Consider the following 20,337-nt stretch of genomic DNA (forward strand, 5'->3'; position numbering starts at 1 on the left):
TATTCGCTGAAGCCCGTTCCGGCATAGGGCGCGGCGTGACGCTCGATTCTGAATTGGCTGTCAGACAATGAATTCAAGAGCTGGTCATATTGCCCGACGCTCGATGCACTCCACTGTGCGGAGACCCTATTGATAGAACTGCCGAAGACCCTGCGGTCCCTTGTAGAAATCGGGCAGATGCTCGAACGCCTCCAGTACATCGAATATCGCCGGATCGTCGATGACCGTGGCAGCGTCGAGCGCCACACTCGACAACGGTGGCAGCCCCGCAAACGGTGTCGGTCCACCGTCGACTCCGATCGGTTGCATGTCGAGTTCGATGTCGATTGGAGGCTCGCTGCCGAGTGGCTCGAAGATTCCCGGATTGTTTCGGGGCGTATCAAGATCGGCCAGCACGGCATCGAGCCTGTCGCGGGCGGCCTTGAACGTCAGTGTTCCGAGGAGCGAATCCGGATGCTGCAGATGCAGACGTTTCTTTCGGCCGCCGACGGTCAGCGGTTCGGTCACGGTGTCAGAAAGGCCGGCCATCCTCATCAGCTTGGCGTCACCGCAACGCGGTATGCCGCCGACCGTCACCAGCTTGACTTCACGCTCGGTGGCACGAATCAAGTTCTCGTACGGGTCGTCGTGCCGGGCGTCCAGGACGAGGAGGTCGGCCAGTTTCCCGGCTTCGATTGTTCCGAGATGCTCTTGCCACGCTGCGGCGCGTGCAGCGTGCGTGGTCACCGCCTTGGCGAGGTCTTCGAAGTCCAGGCGCTCGGCAGCCGAGTCGACCTGTTGGGCGCAGAGCCATGCCACCTTCAGTTCCATCAAGAGGTTGCGGCTGCCGCTCGGCGTCCAGTCACATCCCAGCGCGAACAACGACTTCTGCTTCTTCAACACGGCTGGATCGATCGTCTGCCCGTACAGAAGTGAATTCGACAGCGGCGACCAGACGATCCAGGATTTGGCTGACTTCATGGCCCGGTGCTGTGCAGGCTGCAGACCGAGGCTGTGGATGCCGATCAGATTCTCGCGTAGCAGCGCATTGTCTTTCAGCAGGACGAACTGCTGGCGGGCTTTGGTGTCGATCCCCTCGGCCAGGTGGAAGAACAACCGGCGACCGGTGTCGAGGCTCGCGCGCATATCCGCCGTCGCCTGTTGATCGATGTCGATGACACGGGAGCCGGCGGTTTTCAGATCCGGATCGTCGGGTGCCTCGAAATTCCGTATCAAGCCGCGGTAGAAGCCTTGTCCACCGAATCGCGACCGCAATCCCTGTGTCGAGGTCACCCCGCCCAGGAGCAGTTTGACTTCGACATAGCGGATGACCGCCTTGATCGCGTTGCGGCCGCTGGCCACCAAGACATCCATCGGTTCGCCGATATGCCGGGAGTATTCGGGGTGGCGTAACCACTGTGCGCGATTGTCGAAGCGGCGAGGCGGTTTCCACAGCGGCAACACGTTGTAGGGGAGGTGGTTGTGGAGGTCCAGAAGTCCGGGATAGATCATGCCGCCTGTGTCGATTGTCCGTGCTTCCGAGAAGCCGTCGGGCACACCGTCATCGACATCAGCGACCGCAGCGATCCGACCATCGGCGATGTACACGACACCGTTGGGCCTCGGATCTGCGGCCATGGAGACCACGGTTCCGCGCAAGGCCAGTCGCTCGTGCGGCGCAGTCGCATCGAATGCGCCGACCCTCGGCGACTCGGCTGCGCGCACGCGTACCAGATCCGTTAGCAGACGCATCTGTTCGGCCTTGTCCACCAACGGATCGCGGACGTCAGGCGCAGGGGCCAGCGGCCCAACCTGCCCCGGCGCGATCGGCCGCAACTCCTGCTCGTAATCGCACGGCCCGATGCGGTACAGCGCGTTGGAACAGAACACACACATCCCGCGGCCCCGTTGAAGGTGACCGGACTGTGGCCGAAACACCAGGTTGCCGCCCTCCACTTCCTCGTCGAGGACGTCGATGGCGCGCGTCAGCATCGCATCGAATTCTTGCGGCCGTGCTGACGCGTGGGGCATGAAGATCACGCGCGCGTCGAGGTTCGTGCCATCCGACAATTGTCCGTAGCGGATGCGGATCGTGCGCTCGAACAGGTCCGCAAGCCGCTCGCCGGGTTCCGGGGCACCTTCGACGAAGCGGCCGGACAGCGCGGCGATGAACTCGCGGGCGGTCGTCTGACTGAACACGATGATGACCGCAGGCAGGCTTTGAACGAGTTGGCGCAGAAAGTATCTCCGTTCGTAAAAGCATTCCCGGACAATGCCTTTGCTGCGTGCGGTCCCCATGACGGGCATGTCGGGATCCTCTGGGCTGGGTCGGACGACCCAGCGCGCCGACGGGCAGGCCACCATGTTCGCGTAGGCGATGTCTTCTCCCACCGCGAGCTTGTGCGGATGCCATTGCCGCCGCTGCGCGAGGCCGTCGAGCAGCCGCTGGTACTGCGCGTACATCAGCACCCGGGCGGGTTCGACGGGTATGTCGCCGCCGGGGACGGTCAAGGGCCGCGGTGAGGCCGGTCCGTCGCTGTCGGTGCCGAGCAGCTCCTCGTAGTCGGTGAGGGGAATGTTGAGTTTGTCGCGGGTCCGGTATCGGAAGTAGTGGGCGTATTGAAGGACGTCATCAAAATAGGGATGAATCGCGTTGCGGGTGGAGTCGGTCCAGCCGGGCAGATTCGGGTTGATGCCGACGCACAGGATGGGTGCCTTGCGGCAACCCGACAACAGCTCGGGCACTACCTGCCGCTTGCCGGCGTACACCACCGGCAGATCTATTCGCGGCTGCTCGGGTGGGCCCGCACTGGCGTAGTCATAACTGTGATAGAAACCCCACTCGCCGAAATAGGAGCAGGGGTGCGGCTCGGTCGCCGAATCGTAGGTCTGTCGCATGGACAGACACGGCATGACTTCGAGGACGAGCTCGACTTCGATCGGCAGTCTGGATACAAGCGGGTCGGCCATGACGCCTCCTGGTCTAGGCGGTCATCGCCCATGTGGCGATGGCGCTGTTCACACTCGTCCAGTAGCCATAGGCCTCGTAGTACCACACTGCCCAGTGCGCCTGCATATTGAGCGCGCGGCGCATCTGCGGCGGAACCGCTGGGTTGTCGCCGGCAGGGAGTTCGCCGTTGATCTGTGGATCGGACGCGTTGCGGATCACCAACCAGTCCGGCGTATCGAGGCCTTCGTCGCGCATCTCTTCGACAACCATGCCGAGGACGGCATCGCCCATCTCCACACCGCAGCCCAGCTTGTGCATGCCATTGGTTGACGTACCGAACTCGAACGAGTCCGTCGTCAGCATCGGATGGAATTCCGGAAAATCGCGACCGTCGATGCGGAAGTCGGGGTCGTTGGTGAACCCATTCACGAGCTTGGGCGGTTTGTACTTTCGGGTAGGCACGCCGAAGGTCGGTTCGACGAGTTTGGCGGCGTGCACCGCGAGAAGATCTGCAGCCGTGGCCAGGCGGGCTGTCGGGATATCGAACGTCGTGCACCTGTACTCGGTGTGGGCAAATGGCTCGTTGCGAAATTCCTGCGACAGCCGGAACTTCGCGGCCCGAGTGATCATGACATCGCCCAATTCGTGCGCCGGACAGGTCATGCCTGAGATCTTCACCGTGCCGGTTGGCGGAAACGTCGCCCCGGCCGTGCCAACCGTAATGACCAGCGACGGCTTGACTTCGTCGATCATCTGCCGGAAGAAACGCTTGACCGGCAGGGTTGCCGTCCCGTCCCCCGTACGAACTCCGTCCTGGTTCAAGTGAAGTTCCGATTTGACGCAGAGCAGATCGCGTCCGGCGATTTGTGTCGGAAAGTAACTGCCGAGACGTTGCGCGTTCCGCGCGGGGGCACCCTTACGGATGCCGGGAAGATAGGTCGGGAAATCTTTGGCGTAGCGGTACCAAGAATTGCGCCCGAACCCGGGCGTGAGAACGTCGGCAAGGGCATCGTGCTCGGCGACGGTCCACGTCACTACCAACACGTCGGCTCGCGGCAGCGGGTCGGTGGTTGTGGGCTCGTCCTGCAGCGGTTGGGGTTGCGGCGCTTCGCCGGCCGGAAACGGCAGGCCTAGCGCGATCATCGGGGCGGGTGCTGGGGGCTGGCGAGGGCCGCGGTCTGCCTCCGTTGCGCCGAACTCGATGATCCGTCGCCGAGGATCCTCGAACTGAGGTGCGGGCATAATCGCCTCTCTTTCTGGATGGCTCGGATCATGTTGCTCAACAGTGACGGTCGGCTTTCGGCGGTTGTGCACTTATCCTGCCGCTTCGGCCGCCGTTGATGTGCGTAGTTGACTACTCGATATAAAGAGGAAAGCGATCGATAAAGAATTCAAATCAACGCTTAAGGTGAGCGCTTCGGGTTGGGCCGGTGCAATGTTTCGTCGCCCACGCACCAAGGGTCAGCGGGCAAAAAATCGGTGGCATTGTTTCCGTGTCGAATTCAGTCTTTTCGACCAGCGGTTCGCCGTATTCTCAGCGCATCGGTTCCCGCCTACTGTCATAGATCTGGGGTAATCATGACCGCACCGCATGGGTATCAGGCGCTCGGCCAATGGCACGAAATCACCTTGCTCCCACTAAATGCCGCAGACACCAGCGCAGCGCCCCGCGCCATGCGCGGAAGGAGGGCGATACCAGCTGCCGCTGGATTGTCGGCGGAGAGCTCCAGCGCTGACGCCGAGGCCATCACCCAGGTGGTGAGCGAATCGCCGGTCCTGCAATCGCGCGTCGGCGACCCGAGTCAACTCGCAGTGGTGCAAGGCAGCGTACCGGCGCGCCGAGCGGCGGGCGCGGGACCCAGCCGGCGGTCGCCGATCTCGACCTACGGCGCGATGACGTTGGCCACCGAAACGGTGATCGCCGAGGGATTGCGGCAAGGCGATCTGAAGGCGGCCAAGAAATTCGGGGCCCACGTCGTCGAGGAGGGTCTCGACGGGAAGATGCTGCTGCGCGTCGACGGGGTCGATCGGGTGTTCGGCCTCATCGATCTCCTGTTGCAGCGCGAAGTGGGATCGGTGACGCCCAACTTCTTGCGCCGTATTGCTCACACCCGAAACTCGGCGCCGGCCTCGGCGTGGTCGCACCGCAAGGTCGGCGTGGCCAAGGCGTGGGAAATCACAAAGGGCCACAAGGACATCAAGGTGGCTGTACTCGATGAAGGCGTCGACACCAGCCATCCGGCGTTGAAGTCCGCAGTCGTCGCCGAGCGGGACTTCATCGGCGGCAACGGCGACTCCGCGATGCCCGCCGGCGACGATGCCCACGGAACCGCATGCGCCGGTGTCGTCGTGTCGCGTGACAGGCAGTTCCCCGGCATCGCGCCGCGGTGCTCGCTTATTGCGGCCAGGATCGCGATGGACGACGGCACCGGACATTGGGTGTTCGACGATTTCGCCACCGCCGATGCAATCGACTGGTGTTGGCGGCAGGGCGCTGCTGTGTTGTCGAACTCGTGGGGCGGTGGCGCGCCCAGCGACGCCATCAGCCGTGCCTTCGCCCGTGCCCGCACTCAGGGCCGGGGTGGCCTCGGGTCTGTCGTCGCGATTGCCGCTGGGAACGACGAAGCACCCATCGACTTTCCGGGCGATCTGCCCGGCTACGTCACCGTCGGCGCTTCGAATCCGGCCGATAAGCGCAAGACGCACACGTCGTCCGATGGCGAGACCTGGTGGGGGTCCAACTTCGGCGCGACCATCACGATGCTGGCGCCTGGAGTGTTCATCTGGACGACCGACATCAGCGGTAACGCCGGGTATAGCGCCGGGAACTTCACAAAGACCTTCAACGGGACGTCGTCGGCAACTCCGGCGGTGGCTGCGGCGGCGGCGCTGATGTTGAGCGCCAATCCTGCGTTGAGCGCCAGCGCGGTTCGCGAACTTCTCGGCAACACCGCGAAGAAGCTCACCGGCCAGACAGGCTGGACCCAGGAACTCGGATGGGGCCGTCTCGACGTCGCCAAGGCCGTGAAAGCGGCTAAATCGGCGGGCACTGGCACGTCATCAGCCGGTGTCAAGAAGACCGCCGTTAAGAAGTCCGGTGCGAGGAGGGCATCGGGAAAGACAGCGCCGGCGAAGAAGACCGCCGCGAAGAGGGCGCCCGCGAAAAAGGCCGCGGCAGAGAAGACCGCGGTCATGAAAGCCACTGCCAGAACCCGATAATGCGCGTGCCTGTGGTTCCAGATCGGAGCGATTTCGTCGGGCAGGTGTGGGGCCAGGTCAGCGCTAGGCTTCAAGCATGAGCGAGTTCTACTACGCCGGGGGGCGCAAGGTGGAACTCGACCGCGCGACAGACTACGTCGCCGTCGTCGAACAGACGGCGCGAGAGGCAGGGCTGGACGCCCGGGTGCAGAAATCCAGTGAAGAGGGCTCGCGCCGCGGCGGCGGGGTCGTCTTGGTAGAGCGCTCCGCGCTTGACGAGAAGACGCTCGCCACCCTTCGAGATGTTGGCGCGCTGCAACCGGTCTATCGGAAAGACCGGGCTGTCATGGTGCCGTTGCCAGAGGTGCGCGTCGAGTTCGACACCCCGGCGCAGCACCAAGCCGTCTTGGACACCCTGACGCACCGGGACACACCGCCCCACAAGATCGTGCAGGAAACCGATTACGCGATGGTCGTCCAACCCACCTCAGGCAGCGGCGATGACGCCGTGACGCTGGCCAATGAGATTTATGAGCGCGCTCATCCCGCCGCGGCTTCCGCTCGCTTCGTCCAATTCGTCCCGAAGCGGGAAACCGGATCGTAGGCCTGTCACGGCGCTACCTTCGTCGGCATCAGGCTCGATGCAATGCGTCATTGCGGAATCCGTTGCCGTATCGCCGCTACCACGCCCGTCGCCAACAATGGTTCTTCGACGCCGCAGACATCGACCTCGATGACGACGTTCGACTTCGCGCCGACGGCCTGCGCACAATCGGCGACCGCGCTGTCGATCGCCGAGTCCGACGCCGCCAGAATGTCATCCTGGGTGCCCGGCCGCGACAGGATGCGGGGTCCGGCGGCGCCCCTTCGCTGGATCGAGGTTGCCCTGCCTGCGCAGAAGGCCCAACGCCGTTGTGTCGCTTGCACCATCGCATCGGCGGCCGCAGGGGTGGGCAGACTGGCGACGCTTTCGGTGACCCACACCGGCCCAGATGTGTCCTGGCCGGTCATTTCGAGCCGGCGGGTCGCTGCGCCATCGCTCGGGGGTAGCGCCGACGAGGTTTCGGCTGGATGTGCCTGCGCTGCACAGTCATTTACTGCCGTCGCCGCGGGATCCCAGCCGGGTCCTGCCCACATCGAGTCTTCGATCTGGCCGGCTGTCAGCGTCGCTGCGCCTAAGATTTCTCCGACGAAGTCAGGGCCGATGAGCAGCTGGTCAAGGTCGGTTTCCCCGAAAAAGCGCACCACCTCGGGACACTGCCAGAAGGCTTGAACGTTTCGTCCGCCGCCGGTCCTGTCGGCCAGACCCTCATGGACGATGGCGTTGACGCGGTGAGCTGTATCGGGCGTCACGGTCACGGCCCATCCCCCGTCGCGGCTCCATTTGGCGGGCAACAGGATGTAGTGGCCGTTGCGGGCCTCGATGACGCGCAGGCACTCATATCGGTACGTCGGCGGGGCGGACCCGCCGACCGAGGGCAGCGCCGATGTCTTGACGAGTCGCGACGGAGGGCTCAGCACTTCGGGCGTATCCAGCTGAACGCTCGAGGGTTTCGTCCACAGTCCTCGAGCGTCGAAGTCAGCATCGCGCTTACCGAGTTCATCGGCGTACATGTCGGTTATCCAGAACAATGCCACGACTATCGTGACCGCAGCGAGGACGGCCAGGGCGCGCTCGGCGGCGCGGGGGAGACGCCTCCGGTCCCCGTCAAGGGCGCCGCTGATGGTCAACATCCAGTACCCGGCGCCCAGTAAGACCGTGCCGAGGACTATCGACCACGCCGTGTAGGTCGCGTCGGCGGTCGGTATCAGCCACCGGATCGGCAACACCTCGAAGGCGAGCCAGTAAGCGCCGTTTCCGAAACTGAGCGCTCCCAAGAACAGCACAAGCCAGGCTGTCACTCGCAGTAGCTTGGTCCGCCGGCCCGTCGCCGCCCATCTGCGTACGGCTACTGCCAGCAGGACCACCAGGGCCAGCACCGCGAGCACGCGCAGCGAGGAGAAGAAATAGGTCTTGATAACGGTGACGACGTAGTCGGCGGTCGTCAGCTGAAGTGTCGACACATCGATACCGAAATATTCGAAGCGGCTTCGCAGATACACCCTGCCGAAGAAGAAACAGAGGCCGGTGATGAGCGACGTCGGTGCAACGAACAGCGCCGCGAAGCCCAGCCAGCGCTGCGCCGATTGCATCAGCGACTCGACGTCGTGGCTCATCATGGCTCCGAGACGGGTGCGGGAATGACGGGCAAGGGAATGTCTTGTCCGACCGGCGGTTCGATGTCCAGGCTCGTCGGAGCCGGCGATGTCGGCGATGTCGGCGCGGGCAGCGTCGTGGTGGTCAACGTCGTGGTCGTGGTGGGCGTCGCTACGGTTGTGCTTCCCGAGGTAAAGGGAGTGGTCGGCTCGCTGTAGGTGGGGATGGACGTTGTGGACGTTGTGCTCGCCGTTGTCGTCGGGATGGGCAGTTTCATGGTGGTCGGCGGCGGCGGGGTCGGCTCGTTCCGGTCGCTTTCGCCACACGCGCCCGCCGCTATCGCGGCGGCCAGCGCCGCGACGAGTGACAGTGCACACGCGCCCCGCTTCATCTTCAATGCCTTCCGAAACGGCAGTCTCATCACGCCTCCGCCCCGTCGTTGTGATCGTCGCAAGCAGCCCATGGTGATCGCGTGAGTAGTGCACTACTCCAAAGTGCAGAAGCGCCGAACTTTTCGTTGATGGCCGTGATAATTCGAAATGCGATGGCTGTCGAACGCGGCAGCCGCAGAGTCAGCGGGAGGGGAAATGGGTATCGACGCCGCGTTGTACTCGAATTCGAAGTGTTATTTCTTTGCCGGGGATCAGTACATCCGTGTGTCGCGGGGTGATCTGGGTCCGGGGACGGTGGATGCGGGGTATCCGAAGAATATCTCCGGGTGGGGTTGGGGTGCGTTCGGGCAGAACGTGCCGACCGTCCGCACCCGGCGGAACATCTTCAGCCTGGAGTCCGAGAATCCCGGCGATCCTTGGCATCCCGTCATCCTGGCGTACGCCAGGGCCGTCGCCGTGCTGCGGCAGCGGTCCGTGGCCGACGTCAACGACCCGACAGGATGGATCTATCAGGCTCAAGTACACGGAGTTTCCCCGGATCCCGGCGACGGCTTCCGCAACAAGTGCCAGCACTTCGGCTGGTTCTTCCTGCCGTGGCACCGCATGTACATCTATCAATTCGAGTCGATCGTCAAGTCGGTCGTCGCAGGGCTCCCTGACGTCGACGACGTGACGAAGGCCAATTGGGCGCTGCCGTACTGGGACTACACCAAGGGGGAGGACTCGCGTCGTCTGCCGGTGACATTCCGCTCCACCACCCTGCCGAACGGCGACCCCAATCCCTTGTTCGACGCGTCACGATCGGTTCTGGTGAACAACGGTGCCGCAGTAACCGAGTTGATCGACACCGATTACCGGACGGCGCTGCGCCCGCTCACCTTCACGGGAGCCACCGCGTTCGGTGGCGCGCAGACCGGTGAGAACCATCGCTTTGAAGACCCGAATGCCGCAGGCGGTCCACTGGAGATGAGCCCACACGGCACTGTGCACACCCAGGTCGGCGGCAACATGGCCGCGTTCGAAACGGCGGCGCTCGACCCGATCTTCTGGCTGCATCACGCCAACATCGACCGCATCTGGGACGTGTGGCGCAGGTTGGGCAACGGCCGGGGCAACCCGACATTGAACTTGTGGCTCAACGCAATCCGATTTGGATTCCACGACGCGTCCGGCGCGGAAGTCCGCATGACGGTCGACGCTACGCTGGACAGCGCGACACAGCTCGGTTATGTATACGAAGACCTCACGGGACCTGTGGGGCCGCTAGGAGCAGAGCAGATGCGGCCGGAACCGGAGAACCCGCCCCAGCTGGTCGGTGCAACGGAGGAACCCGTTCAGCTCACCGGCGAGACTGCAGACGTCAGCTTCGAGCTCACCCCGCCGGCAGGGCCGCTCGAGGCTAGGCCGCCGGCGCGGGTATATCTGCGGCTGGAAGACATCACCTACGATGTGCGGCCGGGTGTCACCTACGCCGTTTACCTGAACACTCCCGATGACAGCGACGAGACGCCGGATGATCACTACGTCGGCACGGCGTCGATGTTCGGCGTTCCCCGTCGTGCCGACGCCAGCGCTGACCATCCCGGGATGCGGCTGGTGTTCGACATCACCGATTTGTACGAGCGCTTGAGGGAAGCGGGTCGGTGGTCGGACACGGCCACGGTGCGGTTGGTACCCATTTACCTCGAAGAGAGGGAAGGCGCCGGACCGCACGGCGCCGAAGTTCCTGGCACCGAGCAGGAGGCCGGGACGGTGAACATCGGCCAGGTGGGTGTCTACTTCCAATAGCGGTGTCGCTGTGAGCGCGTCCACCGCCGGGGCGGCCGAGTCGGGCCGCGATCTCCGTGCTGCGTGGCGGCGCCTGCGCTGGCAGCATCCGGAGTGGACGCTGGCCATCGCTGCGGTTGTCGCCTGGGTCGCGCTCTTGGCCACCGCAGGCGGCCCCGGCGGGTCGATGGCGGTCCCGAAGTCTCCTACACACCATGGCATCTCGGTCGTTTCAAGCGAACCGCAACACGTCATGTCCGCGGCGCACTGGTGCTTGATGGTGGTCGCGATGATGCTTCCGACGGCGCTACCCGCCGCCCGGCTCGTTGCACTGCGCGGTAAGTGGAAGCGCCGTCAACGTGGTCCCGCCTTGTTCGTTTCCGGATATATCGCGGTATGGATGGCAGCGGGTCTACTTGCACTCGCAGTTCTGCGGTACGTCGCTCCGGGCGCGCACGGGCGATGGGCGGTGGTCGCCGCGCTGGTGACGGCATCCGTCTGGGAGTTGACCGTGTGGAAGCCGCGCTTTCTGCGTGCTTGTCATCGCCACCCGCCGGTGCCCCCCGATGGTTGGAAAGCCGACGTGGCGTGCTTGCAGCGAGGAGCTCGCAACGCGGTGTCGTGCGGAGGCGCCTGCTGGGCGATCATGACGCCGATGCTGGTGGCCGATCATGTGCACGCGCTGTGGCTGATGGTCCCGTTAGGGGCGTTGATCACCTACCAGAAGGCGGGTACGCCTAGCCGCGTGGTGCGACCCGCTGCGGCAGGGCTCGCTGCAGGGGCCATCGCTGTTGCGATCTGGTGACAGCTACGCGTCGCATCACTCACCCCGCCGCGTCCTGCAGGATCTGCCGAAGCTTGTCGGCGGGGTCGCCCGCGTCGGGCTCGAGCAGCAGTGTCGGCAGCGGTGCGTCGGGATCGGCCGCGTCAGGTGCTGCGGGCGGCGGAGGCGGTGGCGGTGCGGCGGCGGCAGGCGGAGGCGGCGGCGGAGGTGCGGCGGGCGGCACGTCGAGTCCGGCGATCTTCGCGGCCAGACGGGCGGCGGCGTCGTTTCGAACAGCGCGGCGGTCTTCGTCGGGATCGTCGTTGCCTGCAAAGCACCCCGCGGGCGCCTCGTTCACCACCGTGAGCGCACTGCTGTAGCGGTCGCGCGCCTCGTCGGGTCGGCCCTCCCACGCGTCGATGTCGCCTTGCCGCTCGCGGGTCAGCTGCAGATTGATCCGCACCGGACACGACTGCTGCCGCGGCGTGAGCGACAGCGACTCGAGAAACTTGGCGTCGGCTTCGTCGAGCCGGCCGTCCAACACCGCCGCGGCACCGGCCGCGAAAGGCGCCTTGGCGGGTTCGATCACGTTGGCGAAGGCCAAGGTGGATGCGTTGTCGTGTAGACCGTCGGCGTCCTTGCTCTCGAAGTTCGACACCGCGGAGTGGCCCGCGATCACCACCGACAGCATCTTCAGGCTCACCAGCAGCGCCACCGCGACGACGGGCGCCGACAGCCACAGCAGCCGACGTCGCAGCCGCAACCGGCGGGGGCGGGCGGTCATAGCGTCACGTCCCGTCGTGTCATGCGGGTGCGCCGGTACTCGCGCAGCGTGGTGAAGGTCTCGAAGAGCAACAGCACCGCGGCCACCAGCGCGAAGAACCAGTACAACTCGGTGCGCTGCGGCACACTGGCTTTCGCGTCGTGGGCCGAGGCGACCTCCTGCGCGAAGTCGGCCACCGGCTCGCCGGCCTGCCTGTGCACGTACGGCAGGTCGAGTTGGTCGGCGATGCGCTGCAACCCGGGCTCGTTCCGCGCCGCGCCGTAGCCGAACACCGCGCCGCCGTCGACCGATCCCGGTATCGGGTCGAATTCGCCTTGCGGAGCACGGGATCCGCTGGCCCCCGAGCCGAAGTAGTACACCAGATTGTCCGACCCCGGATACTGCTGTCCGGCCGCGATGAGTTGATAACGAAGCACATTGGCCGCCGCCGCGGCGTTGACACGGTCCGCCGTCTCGGTGCCGGACCCGTCGTAGGCAGACAGCCGGTCGACCGTCGGCTCGAGGCTCCATGCGTCATCCGACAGCGGCCAGTCCAGCGAGGACCGCGACGAAAACGAGATGACGGCGAAGCGCGCCTGCCGATGACGCTCGATGAGCGCGTCGATGTCGGCGCGGATGCCGGCGATCCTGGCCTCGCCGTCGCCGTAGTCGGTGACGCGGGTGTCGGGGGAGCGGTCGACGATGAAGAAGACGTTGGTGTTCACGCCGGATGCGGCTTGCGGTTGTGTCACATCGCGATTGCCGTGCTCGATGCCCGGCCGGGCGGCGGCGATCAGCACCAGCAGCACCGCCAGCGTCAGGCCGCACCATCGCCACACCGTCGCCCATTGCGAGCCGGCGGTCATGTGCAGGCGACGCATACTCAATAGCCGCAGCGCGACGATGACGACCCCGAACGCGATCAGCACGGGCAGCGGAAGCACGGGTTGAAACGTCATCGCCGCAACACCACCAGCGCCAGACACAACAGCACGGCCGCGACGACCGCCGCGACCAGCGGAATGTTCGGCGAGTCACCCAGCCAACCGGCAGCGGTCCGGTTCGCGTCGGCGCGCGGCGGATCGGCCCGGATGTCGTCGAGCGTGGAGTTCATAGTCGCGCCGGCTTGGACCGGGAACGCCTGTCCGCCGGTTGTTTCCGCCAGCGACCGCAGCGCGGCAGAGCCTTGTCCCGGCGGCGTGAGCGCGTTGATCTGAACGCCGGCCTCGATCGCCTCGGCCTCGACGTCTTGCGCGCTGAACAGCGACGGGCGAGTCTCGTCGTCACCGCGCGCCTCACCTGGACCGAGGTAGATCACCGAACGCCTGCGGCTGTCGGCGGGCTCGAAGGACGGGAATCCGGCCAGGCACATCGCCAGCACATCGGGGGTGCTGGTCGCGTAGTCGGCGTAGGTCACCCGTGGGGAGAACCGGGCGGCGTCGCGCCGCATCGCCGCCGCTTCCGGCGCAGGCACGTCCGCCGGCGGCTTGGCCAGTTGGGCGAGATCGCCGAATCGTTCTGCGGCGTACTGATAGTCGCGGGTCAGCGGAACCACCCGGCGATTGGGTGAGGTGAGCCCGATGCGCTCGCTGCCGTAGGTTCTGGCCTGGTCCGCGAAGAACGTCAGGAAGTCCGCCGTGGACTGGTCGGCGACCGGCTGGTTGACGCACAGCATGATGTCTTCGGGCCGCTCGGTCGAATTCACCGTCCACGACCATCCGGTCGGCCGCGCGGCCGCGAGCATCACCGCACCGAACAGCAGCACGAGCAACACGAGCGTGGCGACGGTCGACATCAGCCGGGCCCGCGCCAAGCGCGCGTATTCAGGCAGCCGAGTCAGCCGCGACGTGTTCGCCATCGGCCGCAACTGCCGGCGCTCCCGCTCCATGGGCAGCAGCAGCGCCATCGCGACAGCCACTGCAAGGCAGGCGAATCCGGCAATGGCCAGCGGCCACCAGGTCAGGCCCACGTGCGGATCATCTCCTCGGTGGATGCGCCGACGGTGCTCAGCGCCACTTCGGAGTCGGTGTTGAACTGAACGTCGTTGAACGCCGCGAGCAGCGGGGCCGTATCGGCCAGTTCGGTGGAGGCGATCTCGTCGACATGCATGTACTGCGCCGGTATCCCCGTCGCTTGATGCAGGAAGCTGCGCAGTGTGCGGCTCATCTGCGCGCCTGCCTGCGCTGCGGACAGCTCGCCTGCGCGATGACGCTCGCCGATGGCATGCACGCTTCGGGCGAAGCGGCGACGCAACAGCTTTGCGTGCACCACGCGCAGCCCCGGCATGGTTCGCAGCCGGTGCGCGGGCTGAGTCCACAGCAACACCGCTGCATACCAGGCGATTACGGCTGCGATGGTGAGCAGGCCGAGCCACAGCCACAGCGTCGAGTACGGCGTAGGCCCGACGACGAAGCGCAGCAGGTCATCCGGCACGGGCGAACACCTCGTTCATCTTCGTGATGCGAGTGCGTATCTGGCTGCTGGCCTCGATTGTGGTGTGCGGAATCGCCCGGCTGGTCAGGAACTCGTCGAGCTGGCGCCTGCGCCGCTCCTCGGCCCGTCGGTAGGCGGTCACGATTCGCGGTTCCATGGCGGCCTGACCGAACACGAAACGCCCTGTCGCCACGTCGAAACCGTCTCGGCCGCCCGGAGCTGCGCCGACGGCGGGCATGTCCGAGACCATCGCCCACATGACCTCGTGGCGGGCCGCCAGCCGGGTGACCGCCTCGTCGAGATGGTCATCGACCTCCGGTTCATCGGACACCACGACGATCAGCATGGGGTGGCGGTAATGCGTTGCCACATAACCCAACTGGCACGCGATGTCGCTGGGGCCCGGCTTGGCGAGCGCATGGCCGTAGAACCGGTGCAGCATGCTCTCGATGTGTGTCTCGCCGCGGCGCAGACGGATGTTGACGCAGCCGCGGGCGTCGCCGTACACCATGCCGACCTGGTCGGCGCGGCCGAGCGTGATCAGCCCGAACGCGCCCAGAATATGGGCCGCCACATCGATTTTCGCCTCACCGCTCGGGCTGAGCGCGGTCATGTTGCGGCCGGCGTCGGCGACCAGCAGCATCTTGTGGTGCTTCTCGTCGACGAAGCGCTTGATCAGCACGTTGCCCGACCGGGCCGATGCCTTCCAGTCGATGTCGCGGACGTCGTCGCCCGGCACATAGGGCCGCAGATCGTCGAACTCCAGGCTGCGGTTGTGCAGCAGCGCGTAGCGCCCGCCTTCCAGTAGGCCGCGGGTGTCGGTGCCGAAATGCGCCTTCGCCCGGTCCAGATGCTTACCCACGACGGTCCTCAGGGCACCCGCACCGATTGCAGCACGGCGTCGATGATGACCTCCGGTGTGACGTTGTGGCTGGCCGCCTCGAAGCCGAGGATCAGCCGGTGTCGCAGCACCCGGTGTGCGAGCTTGGCGATGTCGTCGGGGATCACGTGCCCGCGGCCGGACAGCACCGCCAGCGCGCGGGCCGACTTGATGAACGCGATCGTGGCGCGAGGGCTGGCGCCGTATTCGATGAGCCGCGCCAGTTCTCTGGGCAGGAAGTCGTCAGGGTTGCGGGTGACGCCGACGAGCTCGCTGGCGTAGTGCATCAAGGCGCGGTCCATGTAGACGTGCCGGACGATGCCCTGCAGCCGCCGAATGTCGTCGAGCCCCACCACCGGCCTGCTGCGGTGATCCTTGTCATACAGCCCGGCGTCCATGCGGAACATCACCTCCACCTCTTCCTCGGAGGTGGGGTAGGACAGGACGTCTTTGAGCATGAAGCGGTCGGTCTGTGCCTCCGACAGCGGATAGGTGCCCTCCTGATCGACCGGGTTCTGGGTGGCGATGACGAGGAACGGTTCGGGGATCGGATAGACCGTGCCCGCGATGGTGGTCTGACGCTCCTCCATGGCCTCCAACATCGCGCTCTGTGTCTTGGCGCTGGACCGGTTGATCTCGTCGAGCAGCACGATGTTGGTGTGCACCGGGCCGAGCTGGGTGACGAACGAGTTCGTCGCCGCCTCGTACACCTGGGTGCCGATGATGTCGCTGGGCAGCAGGTCCGGTGTGCACTGGATGCGCTGGAAGCCGCCGTGGATGGATTCGGCGATGACGCGCGCGGCCGTCGTCTTGGCCAGACCGGGCACGCTCTCGATCAGGATGTGGCCGCCGGCCAGCAGACCGATCAGCAGCGACTCGCGCAGGTTGTCCTGGCCGACCACCTTCGTCGAGAACGCCTCGCCGACCGCTCCGACGATGCGCTGGGCCTCGGCGATGTCACGGGGGGCGAGCCGTACGGGTGCTGCTGTCATCGTGGCCTTTCAGGGTGGCTTTCAGGGGGGCGGTGCGACGCGGTTGAGTACCCGGGGCCGCGGGTTCGCACACCCGACCGCATTATGCTGTCAACTTATATTGACAACCGCGGTACATTGGCGGTGTGACCGAGAGCACTGATCTGGCCGAGGGCGCCGCCAGCGCCGATCCCGCCCTCGGTCTGCGCACGGTGCGGGCGCTGCGGCGGCTCCAGGAGCGGTTGGAGGCGCTGCACGTCGCCAATGCCCGCGAGCAGGGCTGGAGCTGGCAGGCCATCGCCGACGCGCTGGAGGTCAGCCGTCAGGCCGTGCACCAGAAGTACAACCGGAGGAAATGACCATGTTCGAGCGGTTCAGCCGCAACGCACGGGTCGCCGTTGTGCTGGCCCAGGAGGAAGCCCGCGAAACCAACTCCGACGAGATCCGGCCCGAGCACCTACTGGTCGGCGTGCTGCAGAGCGCGGGGCGCGACCTGTCGCGGCTGCTCGGCGGATTCGGGCTGACCGCCGACGCGGTGCGCGATCGGTTGGTCGCCGCGACGTACGGCCCCGACGAGTCCTTCGACGACGACGCCGACGCGCTGCGGTCGATCGGCATCGACCTGCGGGCCGTGCGCGAGAACGTCGACCTCACGTTCGGCGCGGGGGCGTTCGACAACGCGCTGCGCAAGTCCGGGCGCCGGCGCCGCCGTCGCGGGCACATCCCGTTCGTCAAGCCGACGAAGAAGGCGCTGGAGTTGTCGTTACGAGAAGCGCTGGCGCACAAGGACAACGGCATCGGCTGCGAACACCTGTTGCTCGGCATCCTGCGCGGCGGCGACAAGTTCACCCTGGGCCTGATCGCCGAGCGGGTCGATCCGTCGGTGTTGCGCAGCGCCATCGACGACCTGCTGGCCAAGGCGGCCTGAGGGCGGGCTCGCCCCTCACCCCTTTTCGCGTCTGCTCGCCGGGTCAGGTGAGCGGAAGAATCAGGTGAGGAAGCGCTGCACGTACGCGGTGAACGGCGTACGAAGGTCCTCGCCTGACAGGCCGAACATCTCCGGCGACGTCGCGACCGAGCCGTGCCGGCCGCGCTGATGACCCGCGAGATACGCCGCGACCGCCGCGCGGGCCGCGTCGTCGAAATCCTCACCGGCCGTGGCGTATACCTGCTCAGCGACGGCGGTCTCGTCGACCATGAAGTCGTCGAACCGCACATCCATCGAGCGCGATGGCGCAATGGTGTCGCGGTCGCGCACCAGCGCGTCGAGCATCGCCCCGAGCCGCTGCACCCACGTCGTCGCGATCTCGTGCACCGGAACCGGCGAACTGTACATGCGTGCGCTGTAGGTCAGCATCGCCAACATCGACAGCACGACCGGTGCGGGGTCGCGGTGCGTGAAAATCACGAACACACCCGGGAATACGCGGTCAAGCACCGGCAGCTGCTCGAGGTGCTGCGGCGACTTCAACAGCCAGCGCCGGCCACCGCGCAGAAACTGCATCGCCTTGAGCTGCATCTTGAGGTACTCGTAATGCGGCGTCTGATCGTGAGTCATGTAGTAGTCACGCCACCGCGGCACATGCGCCAGTGTCTCGAACAACATCGTCGAGAAGTCGTTGGCCAGCAACTGAATTTCTTCGTGCACGTGGTCGGTCGTCATCTCGTGCATGAGCCGGAAATGCGGCATCACCACGTCGATGACCTGTACCGACACGTCCATCCTCGCTCTGCGCGGATCCGGTTCGACACCGGCCTCCGCGGGCAGCGGGAACGGCTCGTTGCTCTCCCAGTACGGCATCGTGCGAAACGTCGTCGGCGCCGCCAACATGTTGTGCAGGTGGGTGGTTCCGGTGCGCGGCAGGCCCGCGATGACGATCGGCGGCCGCAGTTCGATGTCATGGATTTCGGGATGGCGCGCCAACAGGTCGGTGAGCAACAGCCGGTTCTTCAACCACTGCACGATCTGCACGTGATGGTTGACGATACCCGCCGGTTGCATGGTCGGGATCTCCTGTAGCGCAGCAAGATACACGTCAAGCCGCTCGCGGTAGTCGTCGTCGCCGAAGTCGGAGAGGCCGGTTTCGGCCGTGGCCTTGGCGTGCATCACGTCGGCGTCGAGCGGGCACTCCGGGGCCATTGCCGCCATCATGTCGCGGATCTGTTGCGCCTCGGGGGCTGAACCGCGGCTCGGCGAGGTCGTCGAGGTGGGCGACGGCTGCCTTGACGTCGGACCCTGACATTGGCGCTCCTCACGTGCGGCGCTACTTATGTTACTCTAAGTATCGTAATGACAACAGACCTCGGTCGTCCTCGTAATCCGCGCATCGATGTCGCGGTTTTGCGGTCGACCGTCGAGCTGTTGAGCAAGTCGGGATACGCCGACCTCTCGGTCGACGCCATCGCCAAGCGGGCGGGCACCAGCAAGCCGGCCATCTACCGGCGCTGGCGCAGTAAGGCCCACCTCGTGCACGAAGCCGTCTTCCCGATATCGGAGGCCACCGACCTGCCCGACACCGGCTCGCTCGCCGGCGACGTTCGCGAAATGATCCGTCGCACAGCGGGGGTGCTGACCACACCGGCCGCACGCGCGGCGATGCCGGGACTCCTGGCCGAGATGGCCACCGACTCGGCGCTGCACGCCGACCTGCTGGACCGGTTCGGCGACATCATCTTTCGCGGCATGACCGAGCGCCTCGACGACGCCGCCCGGCGCGGTGAAGTTCGCCGCGGCGTCACCACCGTCGACCTGGTGGAAGCGATCGCAGGCATCACCCTGATGGCTCTCATCACGCGCAACCAGGCGCTCGACGACGACTGGGTGGAGCGCACCGCCGCCCTCATCACGAAAGGAATCAGCGCATGAGCACGACGCACGAGTCGACCGCCGCCTGGCGGGAGCTGCTGGAAACCCTCGGCAGCCTTGATTCCTCATTCCTCGACGGTGAGCGGGCGGTCACCGACGACCGGCACGTCGCCGACGGATACCGCATGCTGGCAACCACTCTCGGCGTCGCGTTCGACACCTACCTTTTCGCCGACCCGTCCCGTCCGCGCTGGATCGAAGTGAATTCGCCGACGCGGCAGGACCGGCGCTGGGGCGGCGACAACACCGACGCCTACTACTTCATGTGTCCGGTCGACCCGGCGCGGCGCTACCGCATCAGCGGCAACAAGGGCGACAGCGTCTACTTCTCGGTGACCGCATACAACGAGCCGTCGCCGGGCGCATGGTCCGACCGCATCGTCGCGCACATCCGCGACGACGACATCGACGTCGACGCCGAGGGCAACTTCTCCTTCGATCTCGGCCCCACGCCCGAGGCCGCCGTGCTGATGACCCGCGACTACCAGGCCGACCCGCGCGCCGGACGCCAGGTGCGCTGGGAGATCGAGGCGCTCGACGCGCCAGACCCGTTCCGCCGCAGCGATGCCGAAACCGCCGTCGCCCTACGCGCGAGTGCGGCGTGGATGAAGACGATGTTTGCGATCCTGCCGCTGGCTGTCGGCGCTCGTGTCGACGACGCGCACTCCCACGGCCACGAAATCTCGCAGGCCGCAAACGAATTCGCCGAGCCGTATCAGGTGCCCGACGCCAACTTCGGCTGGTCGGCGCGCGACGCCTGCTACGCGTACGGCAGCTTCGTGCTGGAGGAGGACGAGGCGCTGGTCATCACGCACCGGCCGCCGCCGTGCCGGTTCTGGAATCTCGTCGTGTGGAACCAGTTCATGGCCACCCCAGGCGTCGACGACGCCCGCAGTTCGGTCAACGGTCACACCGCGGTGCCCAACTCCGACGGCTCGGTGACGGTCGTGCTGTCGCGCAGCATCACCCAGCACCCGAATTCGCTTACCACGCTTGACTATCCGCGCGGCAACCTCGCATTCCGCTGGTTTCTCGCCGACGAGCTCCCGGCCCGGCCGACAGTGCAGCTGGTCAAGCTGGCCGACGCGCCGACGGCCGTCACCTAGCGCACAGGGGCGCCAAACCCCCCGCGAGCAGACACTAAGGCCCGCAAAACCCCAGGAACAAGCGGACACGAG

At 65.9% G+C, this 20,337-nt stretch carries 19 protein-coding genes and 1 pseudogene; 10 read left to right on the forward strand and 10 right to left on the reverse strand.

Features of this window, described 5'->3' with window-relative positions; translation table 11 throughout:
• Nucleotides 1-126: 126 nt before the first annotated feature.
• Together CQY20_RS09255 and CQY20_RS09260 are read right to left on the reverse strand one after the other, a co-directional pair.
• Nucleotides 127-2,949 (reverse strand): amidohydrolase family protein, encoded by a 2,823-nt coding sequence (locus tag CQY20_RS09255; RefSeq protein WP_097939787.1) that lies wholly within the window; start codon nucleotides 2,947-2,949, stop codon nucleotides 127-129.
• Between the two features lie 13 nt (nucleotides 2,950-2,962).
• Nucleotides 2,963-4,171 carry a hypothetical protein gene (locus CQY20_RS09260; protein ID WP_165789247.1) on the reverse strand — a complete coding sequence of 403 codons (1,209 nt, stop codon included), beginning with the start codon at nucleotides 4,169-4,171 and terminating at the stop codon, nucleotides 2,963-2,965.
• A 336-nt stretch (nucleotides 4,172-4,507) separates the two neighbouring features.
• On the opposite strand from CQY20_RS09260, the gene CQY20_RS09265 reads away from it, so the two are divergent.
• Together CQY20_RS09265 and CQY20_RS09270 are read left to right on the forward strand one after the other, a co-directional pair.
• Complete coding sequence (locus CQY20_RS09265) at nucleotides 4,508-6,148, forward strand: S8 family serine peptidase (protein WP_097939789.1); 1,641 nt, start codon at nucleotides 4,508-4,510, stop codon at nucleotides 6,146-6,148.
• 76 nt (nucleotides 6,149-6,224) lie between these two features.
• Nucleotides 6,225-6,731: a hypothetical protein gene (locus tag CQY20_RS09270; protein ID WP_097939790.1), complete on the forward strand. Its 507-nt coding sequence runs from the start codon at nucleotides 6,225-6,227 to the stop codon at nucleotides 6,729-6,731.
• A gap of 47 nt (nucleotides 6,732-6,778) precedes the next feature.
• Here CQY20_RS09270 and CQY20_RS09275 read toward each other — a convergent pair whose 3' ends face one another.
• On the reverse strand, nucleotides 6,779-8,344 hold the full coding sequence (locus CQY20_RS09275) for a sensor domain-containing protein (RefSeq protein WP_163700900.1): 1,566 nt from the start codon (nucleotides 8,342-8,344) through the stop codon (nucleotides 6,779-6,781).
• A 24-nt stretch (nucleotides 8,345-8,368) separates the two neighbouring features.
• Here CQY20_RS09275 and CQY20_RS34785 point away from each other — a divergent pair, with 24 nt between their 5' ends.
• From CQY20_RS34785 to CQY20_RS09290, 4 genes are all read left to right on the forward strand, one after another.
• Complete coding sequence (locus CQY20_RS34785; protein WP_163700897.1) at nucleotides 8,369-8,542, forward strand: hypothetical protein; 174 nt, start codon at nucleotides 8,369-8,371, stop codon at nucleotides 8,540-8,542.
• Nucleotides 8,543-8,548: 6 nt separating this feature from the next.
• Entirely contained in the window at nucleotides 8,549-8,800 is a 252-nt protein-coding gene (locus CQY20_RS09280) for a hypothetical protein (RefSeq protein WP_097939792.1), read from the forward strand.
• Nucleotides 8,801-8,911: 111 nt separating this feature from the next.
• Nucleotides 8,912-10,504 (forward strand): tyrosinase family protein, encoded by a 1,593-nt coding sequence (locus CQY20_RS09285; RefSeq protein WP_165789248.1) that lies wholly within the window; start codon nucleotides 8,912-8,914, stop codon nucleotides 10,502-10,504.
• Between the two features lie 10 nt (nucleotides 10,505-10,514).
• Nucleotides 10,515-11,288 carry a copper chaperone gene (locus CQY20_RS09290; protein WP_097939794.1) on the forward strand — a complete coding sequence of 258 codons (774 nt, stop codon included), beginning with the start codon at nucleotides 10,515-10,517 and terminating at the stop codon, nucleotides 11,286-11,288.
• A 19-nt stretch (nucleotides 11,289-11,307) separates the two neighbouring features.
• On the opposite strand, the gene CQY20_RS09295 is transcribed toward CQY20_RS09290, so the two are convergent.
• From CQY20_RS09295 to CQY20_RS09320, 6 genes are read right to left on the reverse strand one after another with little or no spacing between them, the layout of a single operon-like run.
• Complete coding sequence (locus tag CQY20_RS09295) at nucleotides 11,308-12,030, reverse strand: hypothetical protein (RefSeq protein WP_097939795.1); 723 nt, start codon at nucleotides 12,028-12,030, stop codon at nucleotides 11,308-11,310.
• Entirely contained in the window at nucleotides 12,027-12,968 is a 942-nt protein-coding gene (locus CQY20_RS09300; RefSeq protein WP_097939796.1) for a vWA domain-containing protein, read from the reverse strand. Before CQY20_RS09300 ends, CQY20_RS09295 begins: the two co-directional genes overlap by 4 nt.
• Nucleotides 12,965-13,978, reverse strand: a complete 1,014-nt coding sequence (locus tag CQY20_RS09305; RefSeq protein WP_097939797.1) for a vWA domain-containing protein — start codon at nucleotides 13,976-13,978, stop codon at nucleotides 12,965-12,967. The genes CQY20_RS09300 and CQY20_RS09305 overlap by 4 nt, the downstream gene beginning before the upstream one ends.
• The gene (locus CQY20_RS09310) at nucleotides 13,969-14,442 is read right to left on the reverse strand and encodes a hypothetical protein (RefSeq protein WP_097939798.1); all 474 of its coding nucleotides are present in this window, start codon (nucleotides 14,440-14,442) and stop codon (nucleotides 13,969-13,971) included. The genes CQY20_RS09305 and CQY20_RS09310 overlap by 10 nt, the downstream gene beginning before the upstream one ends.
• Entirely contained in the window at nucleotides 14,432-15,304 is an 873-nt protein-coding gene (locus CQY20_RS09315) for a DUF58 domain-containing protein (protein ID WP_097939799.1), read from the reverse strand. The genes CQY20_RS09310 and CQY20_RS09315 overlap by 11 nt, the downstream gene beginning before the upstream one ends.
• A gap of 8 nt (nucleotides 15,305-15,312) precedes the next feature.
• Complete coding sequence (locus CQY20_RS09320; protein WP_097939800.1) at nucleotides 15,313-16,314, reverse strand: AAA family ATPase; 1,002 nt, start codon at nucleotides 16,312-16,314, stop codon at nucleotides 15,313-15,315.
• Nucleotides 16,315-16,439: 125 nt separating this feature from the next.
• Here CQY20_RS09320 and CQY20_RS09325 point away from each other — a divergent pair, with 125 nt between their 5' ends.
• Both CQY20_RS09325 and CQY20_RS09330 read left to right on the forward strand, forming a co-directional pair.
• The gene (locus CQY20_RS09325) at nucleotides 16,440-16,652 is read left to right on the forward strand and encodes a helix-turn-helix domain-containing protein (protein WP_097939801.1); all 213 of its coding nucleotides are present in this window, start codon (nucleotides 16,440-16,442) and stop codon (nucleotides 16,650-16,652) included.
• A gap of 2 nt (nucleotides 16,653-16,654) precedes the next feature.
• Nucleotides 16,655-17,221 carry a Clp protease N-terminal domain-containing protein gene (locus CQY20_RS09330; protein WP_097939866.1) on the forward strand — a complete coding sequence of 189 codons (567 nt, stop codon included), beginning with the start codon at nucleotides 16,655-16,657 and terminating at the stop codon, nucleotides 17,219-17,221.
• A 60-nt stretch (nucleotides 17,222-17,281) separates the two neighbouring features.
• Here CQY20_RS09330 and CQY20_RS09335 read toward each other — a convergent pair.
• Nucleotides 17,282-18,536 (reverse strand): annotated as a pseudogene (locus CQY20_RS09335) (sulfotransferase family protein).
• A gap of 47 nt (nucleotides 18,537-18,583) precedes the next feature.
• Here CQY20_RS09335 and CQY20_RS09340 point away from each other — a divergent pair.
• Nucleotides 18,584-19,159, forward strand: a complete 576-nt coding sequence (locus tag CQY20_RS09340) for a TetR/AcrR family transcriptional regulator (RefSeq protein ID WP_097939803.1) — start codon at nucleotides 18,584-18,586, stop codon at nucleotides 19,157-19,159.
• Entirely contained in the window at nucleotides 19,156-20,265 is a 1,110-nt protein-coding gene (locus tag CQY20_RS09345) for a DUF1214 domain-containing protein (RefSeq protein ID WP_097939804.1), read from the forward strand. Before CQY20_RS09340 ends, CQY20_RS09345 begins: the two co-directional genes overlap by 4 nt.
• The last annotated feature ends 72 nt before the right edge of the window (nucleotides 20,266-20,337 follow it).

The organism is Mycolicibacterium agri (assembly GCF_002553505.1).
Taxonomy (GTDB): Bacteria; Actinomycetota; Actinomycetes; order Mycobacteriales; family Mycobacteriaceae; genus Mycobacterium; species Mycobacterium agri.